The organism is Ruegeria sp. C9 (assembly GCF_056537585.1).
On record NZ_JBQFRU010000002.1, the window covers coordinates 688703 to 705711 of the forward strand.

The 17009-nt window shown below is 57.7% G+C and carries 18 protein-coding genes; 5 read left to right on the top strand and 13 right to left on the bottom strand.

Annotated elements, in window-relative coordinates; all coding sequences use genetic code 11:
- Positions 1-46: 46 nt before the first annotated feature.
- The 3 genes from ACR0NE_RS07605 to ACR0NE_RS07615 form a co-directional block, all read right to left on the bottom strand.
- On the bottom strand, positions 47-370 hold the full coding sequence (locus tag ACR0NE_RS07605; RefSeq protein WP_170511927.1) for a hypothetical protein: 324 nt from the start codon (positions 368-370) through the stop codon (positions 47-49).
- Positions 371-505: 135 nt separating this feature from the next.
- Positions 506-2317: an ABCB family ABC transporter ATP-binding protein/permease gene (locus ACR0NE_RS07610; protein WP_170512862.1), complete on the bottom strand. Its 1812-nt coding sequence runs from the start codon at positions 2315-2317 to the stop codon at positions 506-508.
- 58 nt (positions 2318-2375) lie between these two features.
- Complete coding sequence (locus ACR0NE_RS07615; RefSeq protein WP_170597957.1) at positions 2376-3716, bottom strand: LysM peptidoglycan-binding domain-containing protein; 1341 nt, start codon at positions 3714-3716, stop codon at positions 2376-2378.
- A gap of 126 nt (positions 3717-3842) precedes the next feature.
- Here ACR0NE_RS07615 and ACR0NE_RS07620 point away from each other — a divergent pair, with 126 nt between their 5' ends.
- On the top strand, positions 3843-4394 hold the full coding sequence (locus tag ACR0NE_RS07620) for an LOG family protein (protein WP_170422288.1): 552 nt from the start codon (positions 3843-3845) through the stop codon (positions 4392-4394).
- 48 nt (positions 4395-4442) lie between these two features.
- On the opposite strand, the gene ACR0NE_RS07625 is transcribed toward ACR0NE_RS07620, so the two are convergent.
- Positions 4443-4895: a baeRF12 domain-containing protein gene (locus ACR0NE_RS07625; RefSeq protein ID WP_170396355.1), complete on the bottom strand. Its 453-nt coding sequence runs from the start codon at positions 4893-4895 to the stop codon at positions 4443-4445.
- Between the two features lie 284 nt (positions 4896-5179).
- The gene (locus ACR0NE_RS07630) at positions 5180-5779 is read right to left on the bottom strand and encodes a superoxide dismutase (RefSeq protein ID WP_113789565.1); all 600 of its coding nucleotides are present in this window, start codon (positions 5777-5779) and stop codon (positions 5180-5182) included.
- Positions 5780-5880: 101 nt separating this feature from the next.
- Between ACR0NE_RS07630 and ACR0NE_RS07635 the strand changes: the two genes are divergently transcribed.
- Complete coding sequence (locus ACR0NE_RS07635; protein WP_170597955.1) at positions 5881-6648, top strand: FkbM family methyltransferase; 768 nt, start codon at positions 5881-5883, stop codon at positions 6646-6648.
- A gap of 109 nt (positions 6649-6757) precedes the next feature.
- Here ACR0NE_RS07635 and ACR0NE_RS07640 read toward each other — a convergent pair whose 3' ends face one another.
- The 4 genes from ACR0NE_RS07640 to ACR0NE_RS07655 form a co-directional block, all read right to left on the bottom strand.
- Positions 6758-7324, bottom strand: a complete 567-nt coding sequence (locus tag ACR0NE_RS07640; protein WP_170422292.1) for a sarcosine oxidase subunit gamma family protein — start codon at positions 7322-7324, stop codon at positions 6758-6760.
- Positions 7317-10331, bottom strand: coding sequence for a sarcosine oxidase subunit alpha family protein (locus ACR0NE_RS07645; protein WP_170597954.1), 3015 nt, complete (start codon positions 10329-10331; stop codon positions 7317-7319). Before ACR0NE_RS07645 ends, ACR0NE_RS07640 begins: the two co-directional genes overlap by 8 nt.
- A gap of 43 nt (positions 10332-10374) precedes the next feature.
- Positions 10375-10704, bottom strand: coding sequence for a sarcosine oxidase subunit delta (locus tag ACR0NE_RS07650; RefSeq protein WP_170422295.1), 330 nt, complete (start codon positions 10702-10704; stop codon positions 10375-10377).
- Positions 10705-10792: 88 nt separating this feature from the next.
- The gene (locus tag ACR0NE_RS07655; RefSeq protein WP_170597953.1) at positions 10793-12037 is read right to left on the bottom strand and encodes a sarcosine oxidase subunit beta family protein; all 1245 of its coding nucleotides are present in this window, start codon (positions 12035-12037) and stop codon (positions 10793-10795) included.
- Between the two features lie 178 nt (positions 12038-12215).
- On the opposite strand from ACR0NE_RS07655, the gene ccmI reads away from it, so the two are divergent.
- The 3 genes from ccmI to ACR0NE_RS07670 are packed head-to-tail and all read left to right on the top strand — an operon-like array spanning position 12216 to position 14148.
- Positions 12216-13436, top strand: coding sequence for a c-type cytochrome biogenesis protein CcmI (gene ccmI, locus ACR0NE_RS07660; RefSeq protein ID WP_170597952.1), 1221 nt, complete (start codon positions 12216-12218; stop codon positions 13434-13436).
- Complete coding sequence (gene ruvX / locus ACR0NE_RS07665) at positions 13433-13897, top strand: Holliday junction resolvase RuvX (protein WP_170403288.1); 465 nt, start codon at positions 13433-13435, stop codon at positions 13895-13897. The genes ccmI and ruvX overlap by 4 nt, the downstream gene beginning before the upstream one ends.
- A 17-nt stretch (positions 13898-13914) precedes the next feature.
- On the top strand, positions 13915-14148 hold the full coding sequence (locus tag ACR0NE_RS07670; protein ID WP_170396339.1) for a DUF1289 domain-containing protein: 234 nt from the start codon (positions 13915-13917) through the stop codon (positions 14146-14148).
- Positions 14149-14157: 9 nt separating this feature from the next.
- Here the strand turns inward: ACR0NE_RS07670 and ACR0NE_RS07675 are convergent, their stop codons facing one another.
- From ACR0NE_RS07675 to ACR0NE_RS07690, 4 genes are all read right to left on the bottom strand, one after another.
- Positions 14158-14358, bottom strand: coding sequence for a hypothetical protein (locus tag ACR0NE_RS07675; protein WP_170597951.1), 201 nt, complete (start codon positions 14356-14358; stop codon positions 14158-14160).
- 280 nt (positions 14359-14638) lie between these two features.
- Complete coding sequence (locus ACR0NE_RS07680; protein ID WP_170403297.1) at positions 14639-15367, bottom strand: SpoIIAA family protein; 729 nt, start codon at positions 15365-15367, stop codon at positions 14639-14641.
- Between the two features lie 36 nt (positions 15368-15403).
- Positions 15404-16189, bottom strand: a complete 786-nt coding sequence (locus ACR0NE_RS07685; protein ID WP_170597950.1) for a hypothetical protein — start codon at positions 16187-16189, stop codon at positions 15404-15406.
- Positions 16183-17007 (bottom strand): sulfite exporter TauE/SafE family protein, encoded by an 825-nt coding sequence (locus ACR0NE_RS07690; protein WP_170597949.1) that lies wholly within the window; start codon positions 17005-17007, stop codon positions 16183-16185. Before ACR0NE_RS07690 ends, ACR0NE_RS07685 begins: the two co-directional genes overlap by 7 nt.
- Positions 17008-17009 lie beyond the last annotated feature (2 nt).

Genomic DNA, 17009 nt, shown 5'->3' on the forward strand with positions numbered 1-17009 from the left:
AAAAAGGCGAGCCTTCGGGCTCGCCTTTTCAATTCTGGCAGACGCGTTACTCGACGAACGCGTATTCGCCCAGATCACACAGGTTCAGACCATAGTCTTCAATTGATTCCCCGTCGCTGAAAACACCGCGGATGTCATAGACACAGGTGGTCAGCCCGTCCGCGATGAGGACGCCCACTTCGTAATCCGCGCCCAGATAACCACCCTCAAGCAGGTTGCCTTCCCAGCTGCCGGACGAGGCCGGAGACACGTTGAACTCAACCAGGTCATAGCTGGTTTCGTTGATAATCAAGAATTCCAGATCCTCGGCTGCCGCCGAAGTGGCCATCAACAGTGTTGCAGTCAACGCTGCTGCTGCTCGCATTTTCATGAATTTTTTCCTTGCTGTGTTTCGGTCTGCAAAGTGTCGCGGTGGCGGTTCCGCGTCAAACGGAAACCGTACCACAGCAGCCGATTTTCTTTTCGAACCGATCCGCACAATCATTGGCAGTCAAGGCTGTCGGGCCTAGGCCGCTTCGCTGTCGGCCTGTTGACGGTTCCATAGCTGGGCATATCGCCCTTCGCGGCTGAGCAGCTCATCATGCGTGCCCTGCTCGATGATCTCACCACGTTCCAGCACGACGATCCGGTCGGCCTCGGCAATGGTGCTAAGGCGGTGTGCGATGGTAATCACCGTCCGCCCCTCACCCGCCCGGGCCAAAGCATCTTTGATGTCCTGCTCGGTATCCGTATCCAAGGCTGACGTCGCTTCGTCCAACAACAAGATCGGCGGGTTTTTCAGCAAGGTTCGGGCGATGCCGACGCGTTGCTTTTCACCGCCTGATAGTTTCAGGCCGCGTTCGCCGACCTTGGTATCGTACCCTTCTGGCAGGCTGACGATGAAATCATGAATCTGCGCGGATTTGGCGGCGGTCTCTACATCCTGCTGGGTCGCGCCTTCGCGCCCATAAGCGATATTGTATCGGATCGTGTCATTGAACAGGACCGTATCCTGCGGAACGACACCGATCGAGGCATGCAGGCTTGACTGGCTAACATCGCGCACATCCTGCCCGTCGATTTTCAGCGACCCGCCGGTGACATCGTAGAACCGAAACAGCAGCCGCCCGATTGTGGATTTCCCAGACCCGGTGGCGCCGACAATCGCAACGGTCTGACCGGCTGGTACGGTCAGGGAAACGCCCTTGAGGATTTCGCGATCAGGCTCGTATCCAAAGCGGACATCTTCAAGCGTGACCTCCCCACCATTTACCTTCAGGTTCGGGGCGCAGGGTTTGTCCATCACTTCTGCTGGCTGTTCCAACAGATCAAACATCTGCCCCATATCCACCAGTGATTGACGAATTTCGCGGTACACCGTGCCAAGAAAATTCAGCGGTACGGTTATCTGGATCATGTAAGCATTAACCATCACGAAATCGCCGACGGTCAGCGCCCCCTTCTGCACGCCCATTGCAGCCAGAACCATCACGCCAATCAGGCCACATGTGATCAGGAACGACTGACCAAAATTCAGGAATGCCAGCGAATAGGCCGTCTTCAGCGCGGCCTTCGCGTAACCTTTCATCGAAACATCATACCGTTCGGCTTCGCGGGTTTCGGCATTGAAATACTTGACTGTTTCGAAGTTCAGCAGGCTGTCGATGGCGCGCTGGTTGGCCTCGGTATCCTGATCGTTCATCTCGCGCCGCAGCTTCACGCGCCACTCAGTCACCGCAAAGGTGAACCATATGTAAAGCGCAATCGTCACCGCAACGACGACCAGATACCAGACGTCGAATAACCATAGCAGGATGATCGACACCAGAAGCAATTCCAGGATCAGCGGCCCGATTGAAAACAGCAGAAACCGCAACAGAAACTCTACGCCTTTCACGCCCCGCTCGATTATCCGGCTGAGACCACCCGTGCGCCGGGTCACGTGATAGCGCATCGAGAGCTGGTGAATGTGCTGGAACGTCTCAAGCGCCAGCGCTCGCAGCGCGCGTTGCCCAACCGGTGCAAAGAACGCATCCCGCAATTGCTGGAAGCCAACAGTCATCATGCGGGCCACACCATAGGCAACGGTCAATCCGATCGCACCCAACGCAAGCGGCGGTACACCTTCGCCCGCCAAACCATCCACGGCACCTTTGTACAGGATGGGAGTATACACAGCGATCAGCTTGGCCAGCACCAGCATCGCCATCGCCAAAATGACACGCCGTTTCACCCATGGCTCGTCCTCGGGCCAAAGATAGGGCGAAACCTTGCGGATGGTTCGCCAGCCCGAACGATGCTCGTCCGTGTCGGTTTTGATCGCGGATGGTTGTCTCATCACGTACCTTAACTGCGGTCAGAGAATTGCCCTGGCCCAGTTGGGCCAGTGGTCATGTTTATTCAGGAATGGTGAAAATCTGCCCTGGATAGATCAGGTCAGGATCACGGATCGAATCTTTGTTGGCCTCGAAAAGTTTGACATACAGCACACCGTCACCAAACCGGTCGCGCGAGATCGCCCAAAGCGTATCACCCTTTTGAACCGTGACCGAGCGGATCGCCGGAGCGTCGGTTGAGGCCTCACCCGGATTGGTGGTTTCGGTCGCGCGCAGGACCTCGACGGGTTCGCGTTTGAACGGCGTCTCAAGCCTGCTGACCACAGTGCCATCAGGGGCAACCTCATCCACCCTCAGAGTGTACACTCCGGGGTCAATGCCCTCGACCTCGCCGCGCCATTGCCCGTCAGTCGCTGGCGCAATGTCGGCCACAAGCTGGTTGTCCAGATACAAGCGTACGGCCGATCCATCCTGTGCCCGCCCGGTCAATTCCACATCACCCGCGTCCGAATAGCCAATCGTGTCCAGGGCAATCTGCTCTGGCGGCGTATCCTGAACAGTGGGTGCTTGCAAAAGTTCAACCCCTTCTTCGCCCGAGCGCAGGATCGCAACCTGCTGGTCAGGCGCGTCGCCTGATTCCGGCTGAGTTTCAGTCGCGGGCGCGGTCTCATTCACAGGTGGCGTTGCGGCACCTGCAACTTCTGGTTCATTCTCTTCGGTTTCAGCTTGGTTGGCTGCTTGCTGATCGGTTGTTTCCGTATCCGTCGTCTGTGCCTCGGCAACCTCTTCGACCGGCTCATCGGCAGCGGGCTCTGACACGGTCGGCAGGACCAGTTCGGGCAGCGCCGCGATCAGATAATCATCTGAACGGCTGGTGTCTTCGCCTTTCCGGGTCTCAAGAACAAGCCCGCGAGCGTCGTCTGCAAACGGGATCGATACAAACTCGGCGAACTGGCCGCTGTCATCGACGGTGAAGCTGTGAACAGTCTCACCGTCCAGCAAAACACTGACCTCGGACCCCGGCTCGGCATTGCCGGATAGTACCGCGTTTCCATCGGTTTCAACGAATATCTGATCCAGAACCGGCGCGGCCAAAACCGGAACATCCGCTTCTTCGCTATCCGGAGTTTGATCGGAAATCTCGGGCGGTGTGTCTTCAGCAACAGATTCGCTGGCTTCCGCCGCCTGGCTTTCGGGCTGCGCCTCCGCTGGCTGGGTTTCCGGCTCAGCGACCTCCGCAATCGGCTCGGATGTTTCGGTTGCTTCCTGCTCAGCCTGCTGTTCCGGCTCGCCGAACAGACCGGACAGGTACAACCCGCCCGCAACGAGCACCACAACGATCCCGGCAACCAGCCCCCATATGAAGGTACCAGAACCTCCGCTTCCCGATTTGGCGTTCATTCTTTTCCTTTCACTCCGCCCGGGAAATGCCCAGTTTGGCGCGCATTTCATGGAGCGGTTGAGCCAACCTATCAATCCCGCTATCAGGGGTCAAAACCCCTAACACAAGAGCAGAGAGCCCTACCTATGTCCCAGAAATCCGTCTGTGTGTATTGCGGGTCACGCAATGGTGTGAATCCTGCCTACTCCGCCGCTGCCCACAGCTTTGGAACCTTGTTGGCCAACGAAGGCTGGCGGCTGGTCTACGGGGCCGGAGATGTGGGTCTTATGGGCGAGGTCGCGCGGGCGGCACAATCGTCCGGCGGCGATACATTTGGGGTGATCCCGGTGCACTTACTTCAGCGCGAGGTCGGCAAGACCGACCTTACCCGGTTCATCGTGACCGAGACGATGCACGAGCGTAAAAAAGTGATGATCATGAACGCGGATGCCGTAGTTGTCCTGCCCGGCGGCCCCGGATCATTGGACGAACTTTTCGAAGCACTGACATGGCGGCAACTGGGGCTTCATGACAAACCCATTCTGGTGATGAATGTCGACGGGTACTGGGATACGCTGCACACGCTGCTGGATCAACTGATCGGTCAGGGGTTTGCAGATGGTTCTCTGGCAGAATTCATCACCTGGGTCGACACACCGGATGCGACCATGTCCGCGCTTCGCAAATTACTGAACTAAATAAACTGGCAATCGGGCGACGCAAACCGCCCGATTGTCGGCATTCGTTTAGGCAGGTTTTGCCAATCGGGTCTTCAATATCCGTTCGACCTTGTGCAACGGGTGGTTTGTGAGTGTTTTGTCAACCTCGGCCACCACCTTTGCCAGCACTTCACTGTGCAGCCGACGGCGTAACAGGCCCAGAACATGCGGACTGGCAACCAATACCAATCGTTTATAGGCCCCTTTCAGCCCCTTGCGATTCAGAAGGTTCGCCACATCCTGAACGAACAGAGATTTTGCGTGGGACTTCCATGTCTCCTCTTCAACTGCAGATTTCTGGTTCGGTCCCGTATCGGGTCGCCGCCCTGCCCTGTCACTTGGCTTTGTCGGTGCTGCGTCCTGTTCTTCGACCGACACGACGACCAAGTTGGGGTCCTGTGCGTCCGTGATATTCTCCATCACCAGCGCTTTTTCCCCATCGGCGATGATAACCCATGTTCCCTGTTCAAGTGCAGCCATTCGTGATCTCCTGTATCGCTTAGGTTGGCCTTCGCCTGTCCCATAGACACACCTGTTTAACGATGCGGCGTTGGTGTTTCGCTCGCATTTTGATAGGTTTTTGGTTGATTGGCGGTACTCTCCCTCCGCCTACTTTACGTAGGTGCTGAAAGGCCGTGCACAATAGGTGGAATAATGAAAGTTGACGTACCGGCAGGTTTTTACCGGCCACCCATCAATTCATAACAAAAAGCCCGCCAGCATCACTGCCAGCGGGCCATTCATTAAGTTCTACCAAGTGGAAATCACATCCGCGAGGCGACGTTTTCCCAATTTACAAGATTGTCGAGGAAGTTCGACAGATACGCCGGACGCTTGTTGCGGAAATCGATGTAATAGGAATGCTCCCACACATCACAACCAAGCAGTGCGGTTTGACCGAAGCACAGCGGGTTCACGCCGTTTTCAGTTTTCGTCACTGCCAACGAACCGTCGGCATTCTTGACCAGCCACGCCCAGCCGGAACCAAACTGACCGGCACCGGCAGCGCTGAACTGCGACTTGAATTCGTCAACCGAACCAAAGCTCTCGGTCAGAGCCTTCTCCAGCTCACCGGGCATCGCGTTGCCACCGGGGCCCATCATCTCCCAGAACTGGTTGTGGTTCCACAGCTGGCTGATGTTGTTGAAGATACCGTTCTGCGCGACGGCATTTGCGTCGTATGTGCCAACGATGATCTCTTCCAGTGACTTGCCGTCCCACTCGGTGCCGGCGATCAGCTTGTTGCCGTTGTCGACATAGGCCTTGTGGTGCAGGTCATGGTGATATTCCAGCGTTTCCGCGGACATACCCTTGGCTGCCAGCGCGTCATGTGCATAAGGAAGATCAGGAAGTTCAAAAGCCATCTCGGCCCCCTGTTGAAAATGAATGTTGCGGTTCCAAAGGTTAAATGCTTTGACAGCCGCCGCAGGTCAAGGGCCGCAACACAAAAACCCGGAGGTCCGCGATGCTGACACAGGCGCGCAAAATGTTCTATCGCGCCCGCGGATACTATGCGGGCAACTTGAACGGTGAACCCTTTCGCCTGGACCCTTACCACTCGAAATTCTGGCGCAAGGTATCAGCCGGGGAGTGGGAACCTGAGACATTTTCGGTGCTGGACCACTATCTGTCGCCCGAAAAGGACTATCTTGATATCGGTGCATGGATCGGCCCCACGGTCCTCTATGCCGCGCGCCGCGCTCGCCATGTGTGGTGTTTTGAGCCTGACCCAGTGGCTTACCGCCATTTGGTCTGGAACCTAGAGCTGAACGACATCCGAAACGTATCAGCCTTCAGCATCGCCTTGTCAGATGGGTTTGGAGTGACACGAATGGCTTCAGCGCACGGAGAGGCAGGCGATTCAACGTCATCATTGCTCCACGAAGGAAGCCATGGCACTGACGCACTTACCATCGGTTGGGATCAATTTTCTGAATCCGTCGACCTGACTAATGTCTCTTTGGTCAAAATGGATATCGAAGGCGCCGAATTTTCGGTCCTGCCTTCTATGCTGCCTTGGTTAGAAAAAGATAACCCTGCGCTGTTTCTCTCAACGCACGCACCTTATCTGAGCGCAGACAACCGCAGCGCGGCCATGAAAAAACTATCAGAAGACCTGGCTTTCTATAGCCATTGCCACGACCCACGCACAGGCGAAACCGGCAAGTCAGCCCTCACGGGCAAGCGTGCACTCACTCAATTCCCGACATTCCTGTTCAGCGCGAACCCCTGACACCCGAACCAGAGATCCGGCCTTCATCTCGACAGAAATACCTTGGGAGTGAGGCCGCAGGCCGAGGGGGCAAAGCCCCCTCACCCACATATCATCAGGCGATCAGGACTTAATAAACCCCGACCTCGCTGCCGGGCTGCGCCGCAACCTTCAGCAATTTGAACGCATAGTCCGCCGCAGAGCGGAAGCAGACGATGCGGAAAGTCTCAGCGTCGTCCATCCAGAAGGCACCTGCCACCTGCGCCAAACGCGAACGGCGGATCTGGCCGGGTTGGAATGCCTCGGCCGACAGCTCAACCGGAGCCAGCTTGCCCAATACCTCGCGCGCGTTCGCGCCCGAAACGCGGAATACGGCCCGCGCGTCGGAGACGTTGACCGCCAGTGCGTGCGTACCACTTAGCGCGTTGGTCATCGCGGCCAGTTTGGCCTCGACCTCGGCATAAGGCACAAGCACCAGCAATTCGTCGGTGGACATCCAGCAAACACCGGTGTCGCCATTCACAAACGCTTCACGCTGACCGGGCACTTTCTGCCCGGTGGCGTCTTTGACAGCCTTAGCCAGTACCTTATCCGACAGATCACCGCGCAGTGTGATCATGCCCTGTAGGCCGCATTCCTCGATCTTGGCGATGCCATCATATGAGGCGTGGTTCAGTGCGCTGATGGGTTCAGACATTCTGCTTCTCCCCGTCCTTGTCATAGAAGATCGGGTCCACGATCTTGGCCTTGTAGGTTTTGCCGTCAGTGCCCGGGAACTCGACCACTTCGCCCATCCGGTCGGGGCCGTGTTTGATCAGGCCCATGGCGATGCCTTTGCCCAGATTGGCCGAGTAGTAGGTCGAAGTTACGCGCCCGATCATGTTGCGCTGACCGTTCGCATTCACGCCTTCACCAACCGCATATGCTCCGTCGGGCAGAACCGATCCATCCACAGTCTCAAGACCAACCAGTTTCCAGCGCTCAGGATCGGCCATATGGGTCCGCGAATGGGCGCGTTTTCCGAGGTAATCCTCTTTCTTTTTGGACAGCGCCCAGTGCAGCCCCAGATCCTGCGGGATCACGGTGCCGTCGGTCTCATCGCCGATCATGATAAAGCCCTTCTCGGCTCGCAGAATATGCAGACATTCGGTGCCGTATGGCATCACTCCGAACTCCTGCCCTGCCTCGATCAGAGCGTCCCAGAACGCCTGACCTTGGCTTGCAGGGACCGCGATCTCATAGGACAGCTCACCCGAGAACGAGATACGGTAGGCCCGCGCGTCGAACGCGCCGATCTTGCCATCGCGCCATTCCATGAAGGGCAGCGCCTCTTTCGACAGATCCATGCCGCCCAGCTTCTCAAGTACCTTGCGGGCGTTCGGACCTACCACGGCGACCTGCGCATATTGCTCGGTGACGTTCGCGACGTAGACTTTCCAGTCCCACCACTCGGTCTGCAGCCATTCTTCCATGTGGCCATGGATACGCTCGGCCCCGCCGGTGGTGGTGTGGCACAGCCACGTGTCCTCATCGATGCGGGCAACAACGCCGTCGTCGATCAGGAAGCCATTCTCGGAACACATCAGGCCATAGCGGCATTTGCCGACCTTCAGCGTGGACATCATGTTGGTGTACATCATGTCCAGGAACTTGCCTGCGTCGGGGCCTTTGACGATCAGCTTGCCGAGTGTCGAAGCGTCCAACAGCCCGAGGTTTTCGCGGGTGTTTTTCACCTCTCGGTTCACCGCGTCATGCACGGATTCACCGGGACGGACATAGGCATAGGTTCGACGCCAATGGCCGACCGGCTCCCAATCGGCTCCGTTCTTATCGTGCCAGTTGTGCATCGGCGTTTGACGGATCGGCTGGAACACCTCACCACGCGCTTCACCACCAATCGAAGCCATCGAGATTGGAGTATATGGCGGGCGGAAGGTGGTGGTGCCGACCTTCGGGATCTCTGAATCCAGTGCATCAGCAAGGATTGCCAGGCCGTTGATATTACTCAACTTACCCTGATCCGTTGCCATGCCCAGCGTGGTGTAACGCTTGGTATGCTCGACACTTTCATAGCCCTCGCGCGCAGCCAGTTGCACGTCCGAGACCTTGACGTCGTTCTGGAAGTCCAGCCACGATTTCATGCGCAGATCAATCTCGGCATTAGAAGGCATGAGCCAGACAGCGGCCATTGGGGCCTCGGCCGTAGTCTCACCAACTGGCGCTTTGGTGCGCTTCGCGGAGAACCCGACCGCCTTCGCTGCCGCTTTGCCGGCAGTATCTGCATCCTTCAGGACATCCCCCAGGGCCAGCGGGCCGTTCGAAGCCCCTGCCGCCAGAACAAAACCTTCACCGTCTGCCCCGAGCGGAGGACGTGAAGGATCGGGGCGGAAATGCGCGTTCGCCTCGTCCCAGATCAGCTTACCGCCGCAATGCGACCACATATGCACGACCGGAGACCAGCCACCTGACATGGCAATCGCATCGCATTCGACCTCTTCCCGGGCGCCTCCGATCCCCTCTTGATTGCAGATCGCAACTTTCTTGACCCGCTTGCCGCCTTTGACCTTTGCGATCGCCTTGCCCGGATCGACGCGGATACCCAGCTGACGCGCCTCTTCGGCCAGAGGTCCGGCGGTGTCGCGCGCATCAACCACGCGCAGGACATCGACACCGGCCTGTTTCAAGGTAATTGCAGTCCGGTAGGCGTCATCATTGTTTGTGGCGACAATCACACGCTCGCCCGGCGTCACGCCCCAGTTGACCACATAGTCGCGCATGGCAGAGGCCAGCATGACACCAGGCACATCATTGCCTGCGAATGACAGCGGACGCTCAATCGCACCGGTCGCGGTCACGACCTGTTTCGCACGAATGCGCCACAGGCGGTGACGCGGCCCCTGAACACCCGGCTTGTGGTCTGTCAGTCGCTCATAACCCAGTACATAACCGTGGTCATAGACCCCCGCACCCATGCAGCGATTGCGCATGGTGACGTTGTCCATTGTTTCGAGATCGGAAACCAATTGTTCCACGAACTTATCCACAGGCTCGCCATTGATGGTTCCGCCATCAACCGGAGCGCGACCACCCCAGTGCGCAGTCTGCTCGATCAGCATCACCTTGGCACCGGTTTGGGCTGCCACCTTGGCGGCCTGCAAACCCGCGACACCACCGCCAATCACCAAGACATCGGTGAAGGCGTAAAAGTGCTCGTATGTATCCGCGTCTCGGTTGTCCTTGTCGGGCGCTTTGCCCAAACCCGCCGACTGGCGAATAAACGGCTCGTAAACATGTTTCCAGAACGGTTTCGGATGGATGAACATCTTGTAATAGAAACCGGCGGGCAGAAACCGCGACAGATGCGTGTTGATCGCACCGATGTCGAACTCGAGGTTCGGCCAGTGGTTCTGTGATGCGGATGTCAGACCATTGAACAGCTCTGTCGTGGTGGCGCGCTGGTTCGGCTCAAACCGGTTGCCCTCACCCAGACCGACCAGAGCGTTTGGCTCTTCCGCGCCACTAGCGACCACGCCGCGCGGGCGGTGATACTTGAACGACCGGCCCATCATCATCTGATCATTTGCCAGCAAGGCAGACGCGAGCGTATCGCCCTCGTAGCCCTGCATCGAGGTGCCGTTGAAGGTGAAGTTGACCTTTTTCGACCGATCAATCAAACGGCCATGTTTTGCGAGACGGGTGCTCATGATGCGGACCTTTCGCAGGCGGTATTTTGGATGGCTGTACAGATCATTTGTACTCTCTCCACGTCCAGCCGGGACGCTTGGCGGTGATGGCGTCCTTGATCTCTTGGGGCGGCTCGGTTGTCTGCGCCGAATAGGTGCCAAAGACCTCAAGCGTGTTCGTACAGCGCGCGGCGTGGAACCACTTGCCGCACCCATTGGCATGGCGCCAGCGTTCGAAATGAACGCCTTTGGGGTTTTCGCGCATAAACAGGTAGTCGTGGAACTCATCATCTGACGAGCCCGGGCCATAACGCTTCAAATGCGCCTCGCCACCTGCAGCCAGTTCAGTTTCTTCGGCTTCGACGCCGCAATAAGGGCATTTCAAGATCAGCATGTGATCATCCTCTTGGCAGCAGGCGAGACGTATCTGCCTGCAAATTCTGCGTGACGGGCGTGCGAGATTTTTCGACAAAAAATCTTCATCAGTGCGCCACCCCGGCCGCGACGCTTTCGTCGATGAAGCGGCCCTCTTTGAAACGATCCAGCGAGAAGGCTTCGGTCAGTGGTGAATGCCCCGTGGCCATCAGCTGTGCCATGCCCCAGCCCGATCCCGGAATGGCCTTGAAGCCGCCGGTGCCCCAGCCTGCGTTGATAAAGCAGCCATTAAGCGGTGTTTTCGACAGGATGGGTGAACGGTCGCCGGTCATATCCACAATACCGCCCCACTGGCGCAGCATTTTCAGGCGCGAGATCATCGGGAAAGTTTCGACCAATGCGCGTACCGTTTCCTCGATATGATGGAAGCTGCCGCGCTGGGTATAGTTGTTGAACCCGTCTGTGCCACCACCAATCACCATCTCGCCCTTGTCGGACTGAGACATGTAGCCGTGTACGGTGTTCGCCATCACAACGACATCCATGCAGGGTTTGATCGGCTCGGACACCAACGCTTGCAGTGCAACGGCTTCCAGTGGCAGACGGAAGCCCGCCATCTCAGCCAACTGGCCAGAATGCCCCGCAACCACGATGCCCAGCTTGTCACAATCGATGGCCCCTTTTGTGGTATCGACCCCGACAACACGACCGTTTTCGGACCGGACGCCGGTGACTTCGCATCTCTGGATAATGTCCATACCCATGGCCGAACATGCGCGGGCATAGCCCCATGCCACCGCATCATGGCGCGCGGTCCCACCACGTTCCTGCCAAAGCCCGCCCAGAACCGGATAGCGCGGACCTTCAAGATTAATGATCGGCACCAGCTCTTTCACGCGTTCGGGCCCAATCCATTCGGTCTGAACACCCTGCAGCGCATTCGCATGCGCAGTACGCTGATAGCCGCGAATCTCGTGCTGGGTCTGCGCCAGCATGATTACGCCACGCGGGCTGAACATGATGTTATAGTTCAGTTCCTGGCTCAGATCTTCGTAGAGACCGCGCGCCTTTTCGTAAATCGCCGCTGACGGATCCTGCAGATAGTTTGATCGGATGATGGTCGTGTTCCGACCGGTGTTGCCACCGCCCAACCAGCTTTTTTCTATTACGGCGACGTTCTGGATGCCGTAGTTCTTGCCAAGATAGTAGGCTGTTGCCAAACCGTGACCGCCGGCCCCGACGATAATGACGTCATAGCGCTTCTTAGGCTCCGGCGAACGCCATGCGCGCTCCCATCCGGTGTGATAGCGCAGCGCTTCGCGCGCTACAGCAAAGGCTGAGTAGTGTTTCATGTGCGAATCCGTCCGGTCTTCGATGATTGGGCGCAGGTATGCCGTGCCCATACATTTTAACCCTGCCGCGCAACGCCGCAATAATGCACTATTGCGACATGAGCGCCCTTCGCGGCTATTTGTCCCTTTTTTCCATGCGCCGACAGGTCTAAGTCAGGGCAACCATTTTGGAGGGACCATGCCGTTCTGGGTTCTCATCTTCTTGATCGCGCTGCTGATCGCGGTTTTCCTGGGTTACACGATGCTGCGCGGTCGTCGCGGCACCGGCCCGACAGCTGCTTATGATCTACGAGTCTATCGTGAACAGCTAGCAGGCGTTGACAAAGACTTGGCGCGCGGCGTGATCGCGAAAGCTGATGCCGAGCGTGTACGCACGGAAATCTCGCGCCGTATCCTGGCCGCAGACGCGCAGATGCGCAATGAAGACAAAGGCACCGGGCCATCACGCTTGGTTACCATAATTGCGTTCCTCGCCATGGCCGCCGTTCTGGTTGGTGGCGGGTTGGCGATGTATCGCCAGTTGGGTGCTGCCGGTTTCCCTGACATGCCCCTTTCAGTTCGTCTGGAAATGGCAGAAGACCTGCGCGAAAATCGACCCAGCCAGGCTGAGGCCGAGGGCATTGCCACACCGGTCCAGACGCCTCAACTGGACGAAAGCTATGCAACTTTGCTGAACCGGCTGCGCGAAACAGTGGCCGAACGCCCCGATGATCTGCAAGGCCATACCCTGCTGGCACAGCATGAAACCAATGCGGGGAACTTCAAAGCAGGGTATGAGGCACAAACCCGTGTGATCGAACTGTCAGGTGACAACGCGTCGGCTCAGGCCTATTCGGATCAGGCAGAGATGATGATTTTGGCCGCTGGCGGCTACGTCTCACCGGAAGCGGAAGCCGCCTTGCGACAGGCGCTTGAGCGCAATCAGCGCTTGGGTCCTGCCCGGTATTATTGGGGGCAGATGCTGGCACAGACCGGGCGGCCTGATATGGCCTATCGCGTTTGGGTCGAAACCCTTAACGACGCCCCGGCTGGCGCCCCATGGGCGAATGCCATCCGGTCACAGATCGATGAATTGGCATTCCGCGCAGGCGTGTTTAACACACCCGACTTTTCTGCTGCATCCGGCCCTAGCCAGGACGATGTAAATGCTGCCGCCGAGATGTCGCCAGAGGAACGACAAGAAATGATCCGCGGCATGGTCGATGGCCTTTCGGACCGCCTTGCGACCGAGGGCGGGACACCCGAGGAGTGGGCTCGCCTGATTGCCGCCTTGGGCGTGCTGGGCGAAGGCCAACGCGCCATCAAAATCAGGAACGAAGCCAAGGAAGTATTTGCGGGTAACGCCGAAGCGTTGGAGATGATCGACGCTGCCGCGCTGCAGGCCGGAATCGCTCAATGATCCACGACGCGTTCGAAGACTTCGCAGCATCCCTGCCCCCAATGTCAGCCCTGATGGGGCTGGATCTGGGAGAAAAGACCATCGGCGTTTCCGTCTCGGACCGGATGCGCGGCGTGGCCACCCCGCTTGAGACGGTGCGACGCAAGAAATTCACACTGGATTCCGCGCGTTTGATCGAGATTGTAACCGAACGTGAGATCGGCGGAATCATCCTCGGACTGCCGCGCAACATGGATGGCAGCGAAGGGCCGCGCTGCCAGTCAACCCGCGCCTTCGCACGAAACATGACCCGTTTGACCGATCTGCCCATCGGTTTCTGGGACGAACGACTAAGCACCGTTGCGGCAGAAAAAGCACTGCTTGAGGCGGATACGACACGAAAACGTCGCGGACAGGTTATTGATCACGTCGCAGCAGGTTATATTCTGCAAGGCGCGCTGGACAGACTGCGCTTTCTTTGACGGATCGGAAAACGCCCATGACGAATATGGTTTGGAAACGGGACGAGGTCGAAAGCCCTTGCATCCAAATCTGCGTCGTTCACCCGACCGAACGTATCTGCACCGGCTGCTACCGCACCATTGACGAGATCACGCGCTGGTCAAAGATGGACAGCACCGAACGGGCCGAAATCATGCAGGATCTGCCGGAACGCAAACCCCGTCTGGCAAAGCGCCGTGGTGGCCGTGCCGCCCGGCTGCAAGGGTCCTGATCCGCAAGCCTAGTATTTTGGTCTCCGCGTCGGCTTAAGATCACTCAGAGATTCGTGATCCCGCAATTCAGAACCGAACAGTTTAACCAGCTCGTTCTGGGTTGTCGTCTTTGCAGGTCGCGGGCGCAACTCAGCTTCCAACTCGTGGCTTTCAGCCTGTTCGGGGGTGTCCTTCGAAAGAATGCGCTTTAGTACTGAGCGAAAAATCATTGCTCTTCCAATATGTATTAAACGACGCGCCACTGCGGGACCGTTCCGAACACCGAGGGGGAAGAGTCCGGAAGCTGTGTTTGAGTGAGTGGTGGCCCACAGCGACGCGAAACAGCTTTTTGCCTCTCCCTCTAAATCCGGGACAGGTAAGGACTTTTTAAGTTATTTGACCAACCAGTCAATAATAGCGCTAACTTAAAGTTGCATTCCGTAACGTCAACGCAAAAAAGAACAATGCCTATAATTACAAGGCATTGTTTCTGAACAATTTTAAGAGCATTTAGCCAGTCGCAAGCCAGGTTATTGCGTTCTCGTATTCCTCCGCGGGGAAATACTGGGTCCGCGTTCCCAGAACATGGCTGGCCATGCGTTGCGCCATTTTTTGCCATGTCTTGTCACCGACAATCGCTGCACGATCCAGCATCCCAATATGACCAGCCGCCAGTCTGAAATGGGCTGCCATTGCAGTCAGACCCTGCCAACCATCGAACTCGCGCAGATCGATCAACAGGCGAAACCCGTCACGTTCGCGCAACAGCGCATCAAGATCGGTTTGAGCCTGACCGTATTCCTGTGAATCCAGTTTGCCCATCAGACTGATCTGCACGCAAGGTCCGCCAAGATCCGTCACGTGGATCGCCCCGAGAGATTCGCGCATCCAGCGACGCGCTTCCTCCACCTCATCCATTCCAAAAACGTGCACCGGGCAAGGCAGGATCGGGGCAGCCAGGCGGACGCTTGTTTGCACCCATCCCTGGTCCGCCACAACGCCAATCCGGTCGAATCCGCGCCAATGGCTGAGCCCCAACTTGGTATCGGACCATGCGGCGCCCAGATCGTATCCTTTGAACTCGGACCCAACGATCGCCAGCAGTCGTATGGCGTCGTGCTCCTCCAATGCGGCCTCAATAGCGGGAACAAGCGTGCTCGCGTAATCTGCGCTAGTGACCTCGCCCGAAAGCTCGACCTCAATAAGGGCACCATCTGCATTCGTGTGAACCGTAATCATCGAACCAACTCTCCAAAGCTAAACAATGGCAGGAGGTTACGGGGATTCGAGCCATTGCGCTACACCACCAGGCAACTGAGGGCGGAAATAGGCGATCATCCGTCCATCCGGTCCAGCGCTGGCATTCGGACCCCAGGGTGCAACCCCATGCAGACAGTGGCGGTGCAACAGATAGGCTTCGCCCGGACGCGCCGGTAACTCGAGGCGCGGACATGTCTCGAACACTTCGCGACGCGCCGCCTGATAGACATCTGTGATATCGGCCTCGCTCAATTCATGCCGCGGCACCTTCTTCATCGCGGCCCGAAAAGCATCGCCGAGGATTTTGTGGCTTCCCTCCCACAGCACCATTGGTGCTGCGTCCACACTGGCCTCGGTAAGTGGGATACCCAATATCCAGGCATGAGGTTCATCCACCCGCCGTCGTCGATCAGGGCCAGTTGGCTTCAGCCCGTCCACATGCGCCGCATCCCGACGCGCTCGATACCGCGCCGCCGCCTCGCTTTCGCCACGCCGGGGTTGAGGGTAGCCCGGATATATTACCGACACCTGCCCTTTGTGCAGATCAATCGATCCAAACTGCTGGTGTGCCAGTTCGATGGCCGCGCCCGCCAGTGCAGGCGAACCCGCGACCCTGCCCTGCGCATCATTGTCCAGTGCATCAACGCCAATGAACCACGTGCCATCGCAATCGTGCCAAGCTGAATGAGCCGGATCGCTGACGGACGCACGCGCAGTGGGAAGAGCGTGCGCCACCCAATCCGCCAACACTCCTTCATAAGGAAACTTTATCCAACCTAGCTCGTAAAACGACGCTACCACCCCAACGCCTTTCTCAGCATATTCAGAGCAACCAGGGTAAGGAATACCGCGAAGACCCGCCTGAGCGGCTTCGGATCCATCGCATGCGCCAGCTTAACGCCCCACGGGGCGGTGATCATAGTCATCGCAACGACGATACCGAAAGCCACCAGATTGACCGCGCCAATGGTCAGCGGCGGGCGATGCTCCGGAGCGATGTTGAGAAATAAAAAACCCAGCACCGACGGTACAGCGATGATCACGCCAAAGCCCGCTGCGGTCGCAACCGCCCGGTGGATCGGAGTGTTATAAAGGCTCATGAGCGGAACACCGAAACTGCCCCCGCCAATTCCCATCAGTACCGACAGAAACCCGACCGAAGGCGAAAGCACAGCGCGGCGCAATCCCTTGGGCATTGCATCCCCCAACCGCCACTCGGATTTACCCAATCCAAGATAGATGCCGATAACCATGCCAAGCATGCCGAACAGTGCCTGCAAAAACTCTGTCCTCAGAGCTGAAGCCACCAGAACACCGATCACCGCACCCACCGCTATGCCTGGCCCCCAGCCGCGCAGGATGCCCCAATCCACCGCGCCTTTCTTGTTATGGCTAAGAACCGATCGGATCGACGTTACAATGATCGTCGCCAGCGAAGTTGCGAGGCATAGCTGCATCAGCTGAGGCCCGCCATATCCAAGTGTCTGAAACGCATAGAAAAACGCGGGCACCAGAACGATTCCACCGCCAACGCCCAAAAGTCCAGCCAACACCCCGGCCAAAGCGCCGATCACAAGCAAAAGGCCCAGCATCTGGGCCAGCAACATCGTCTCGGGCATCA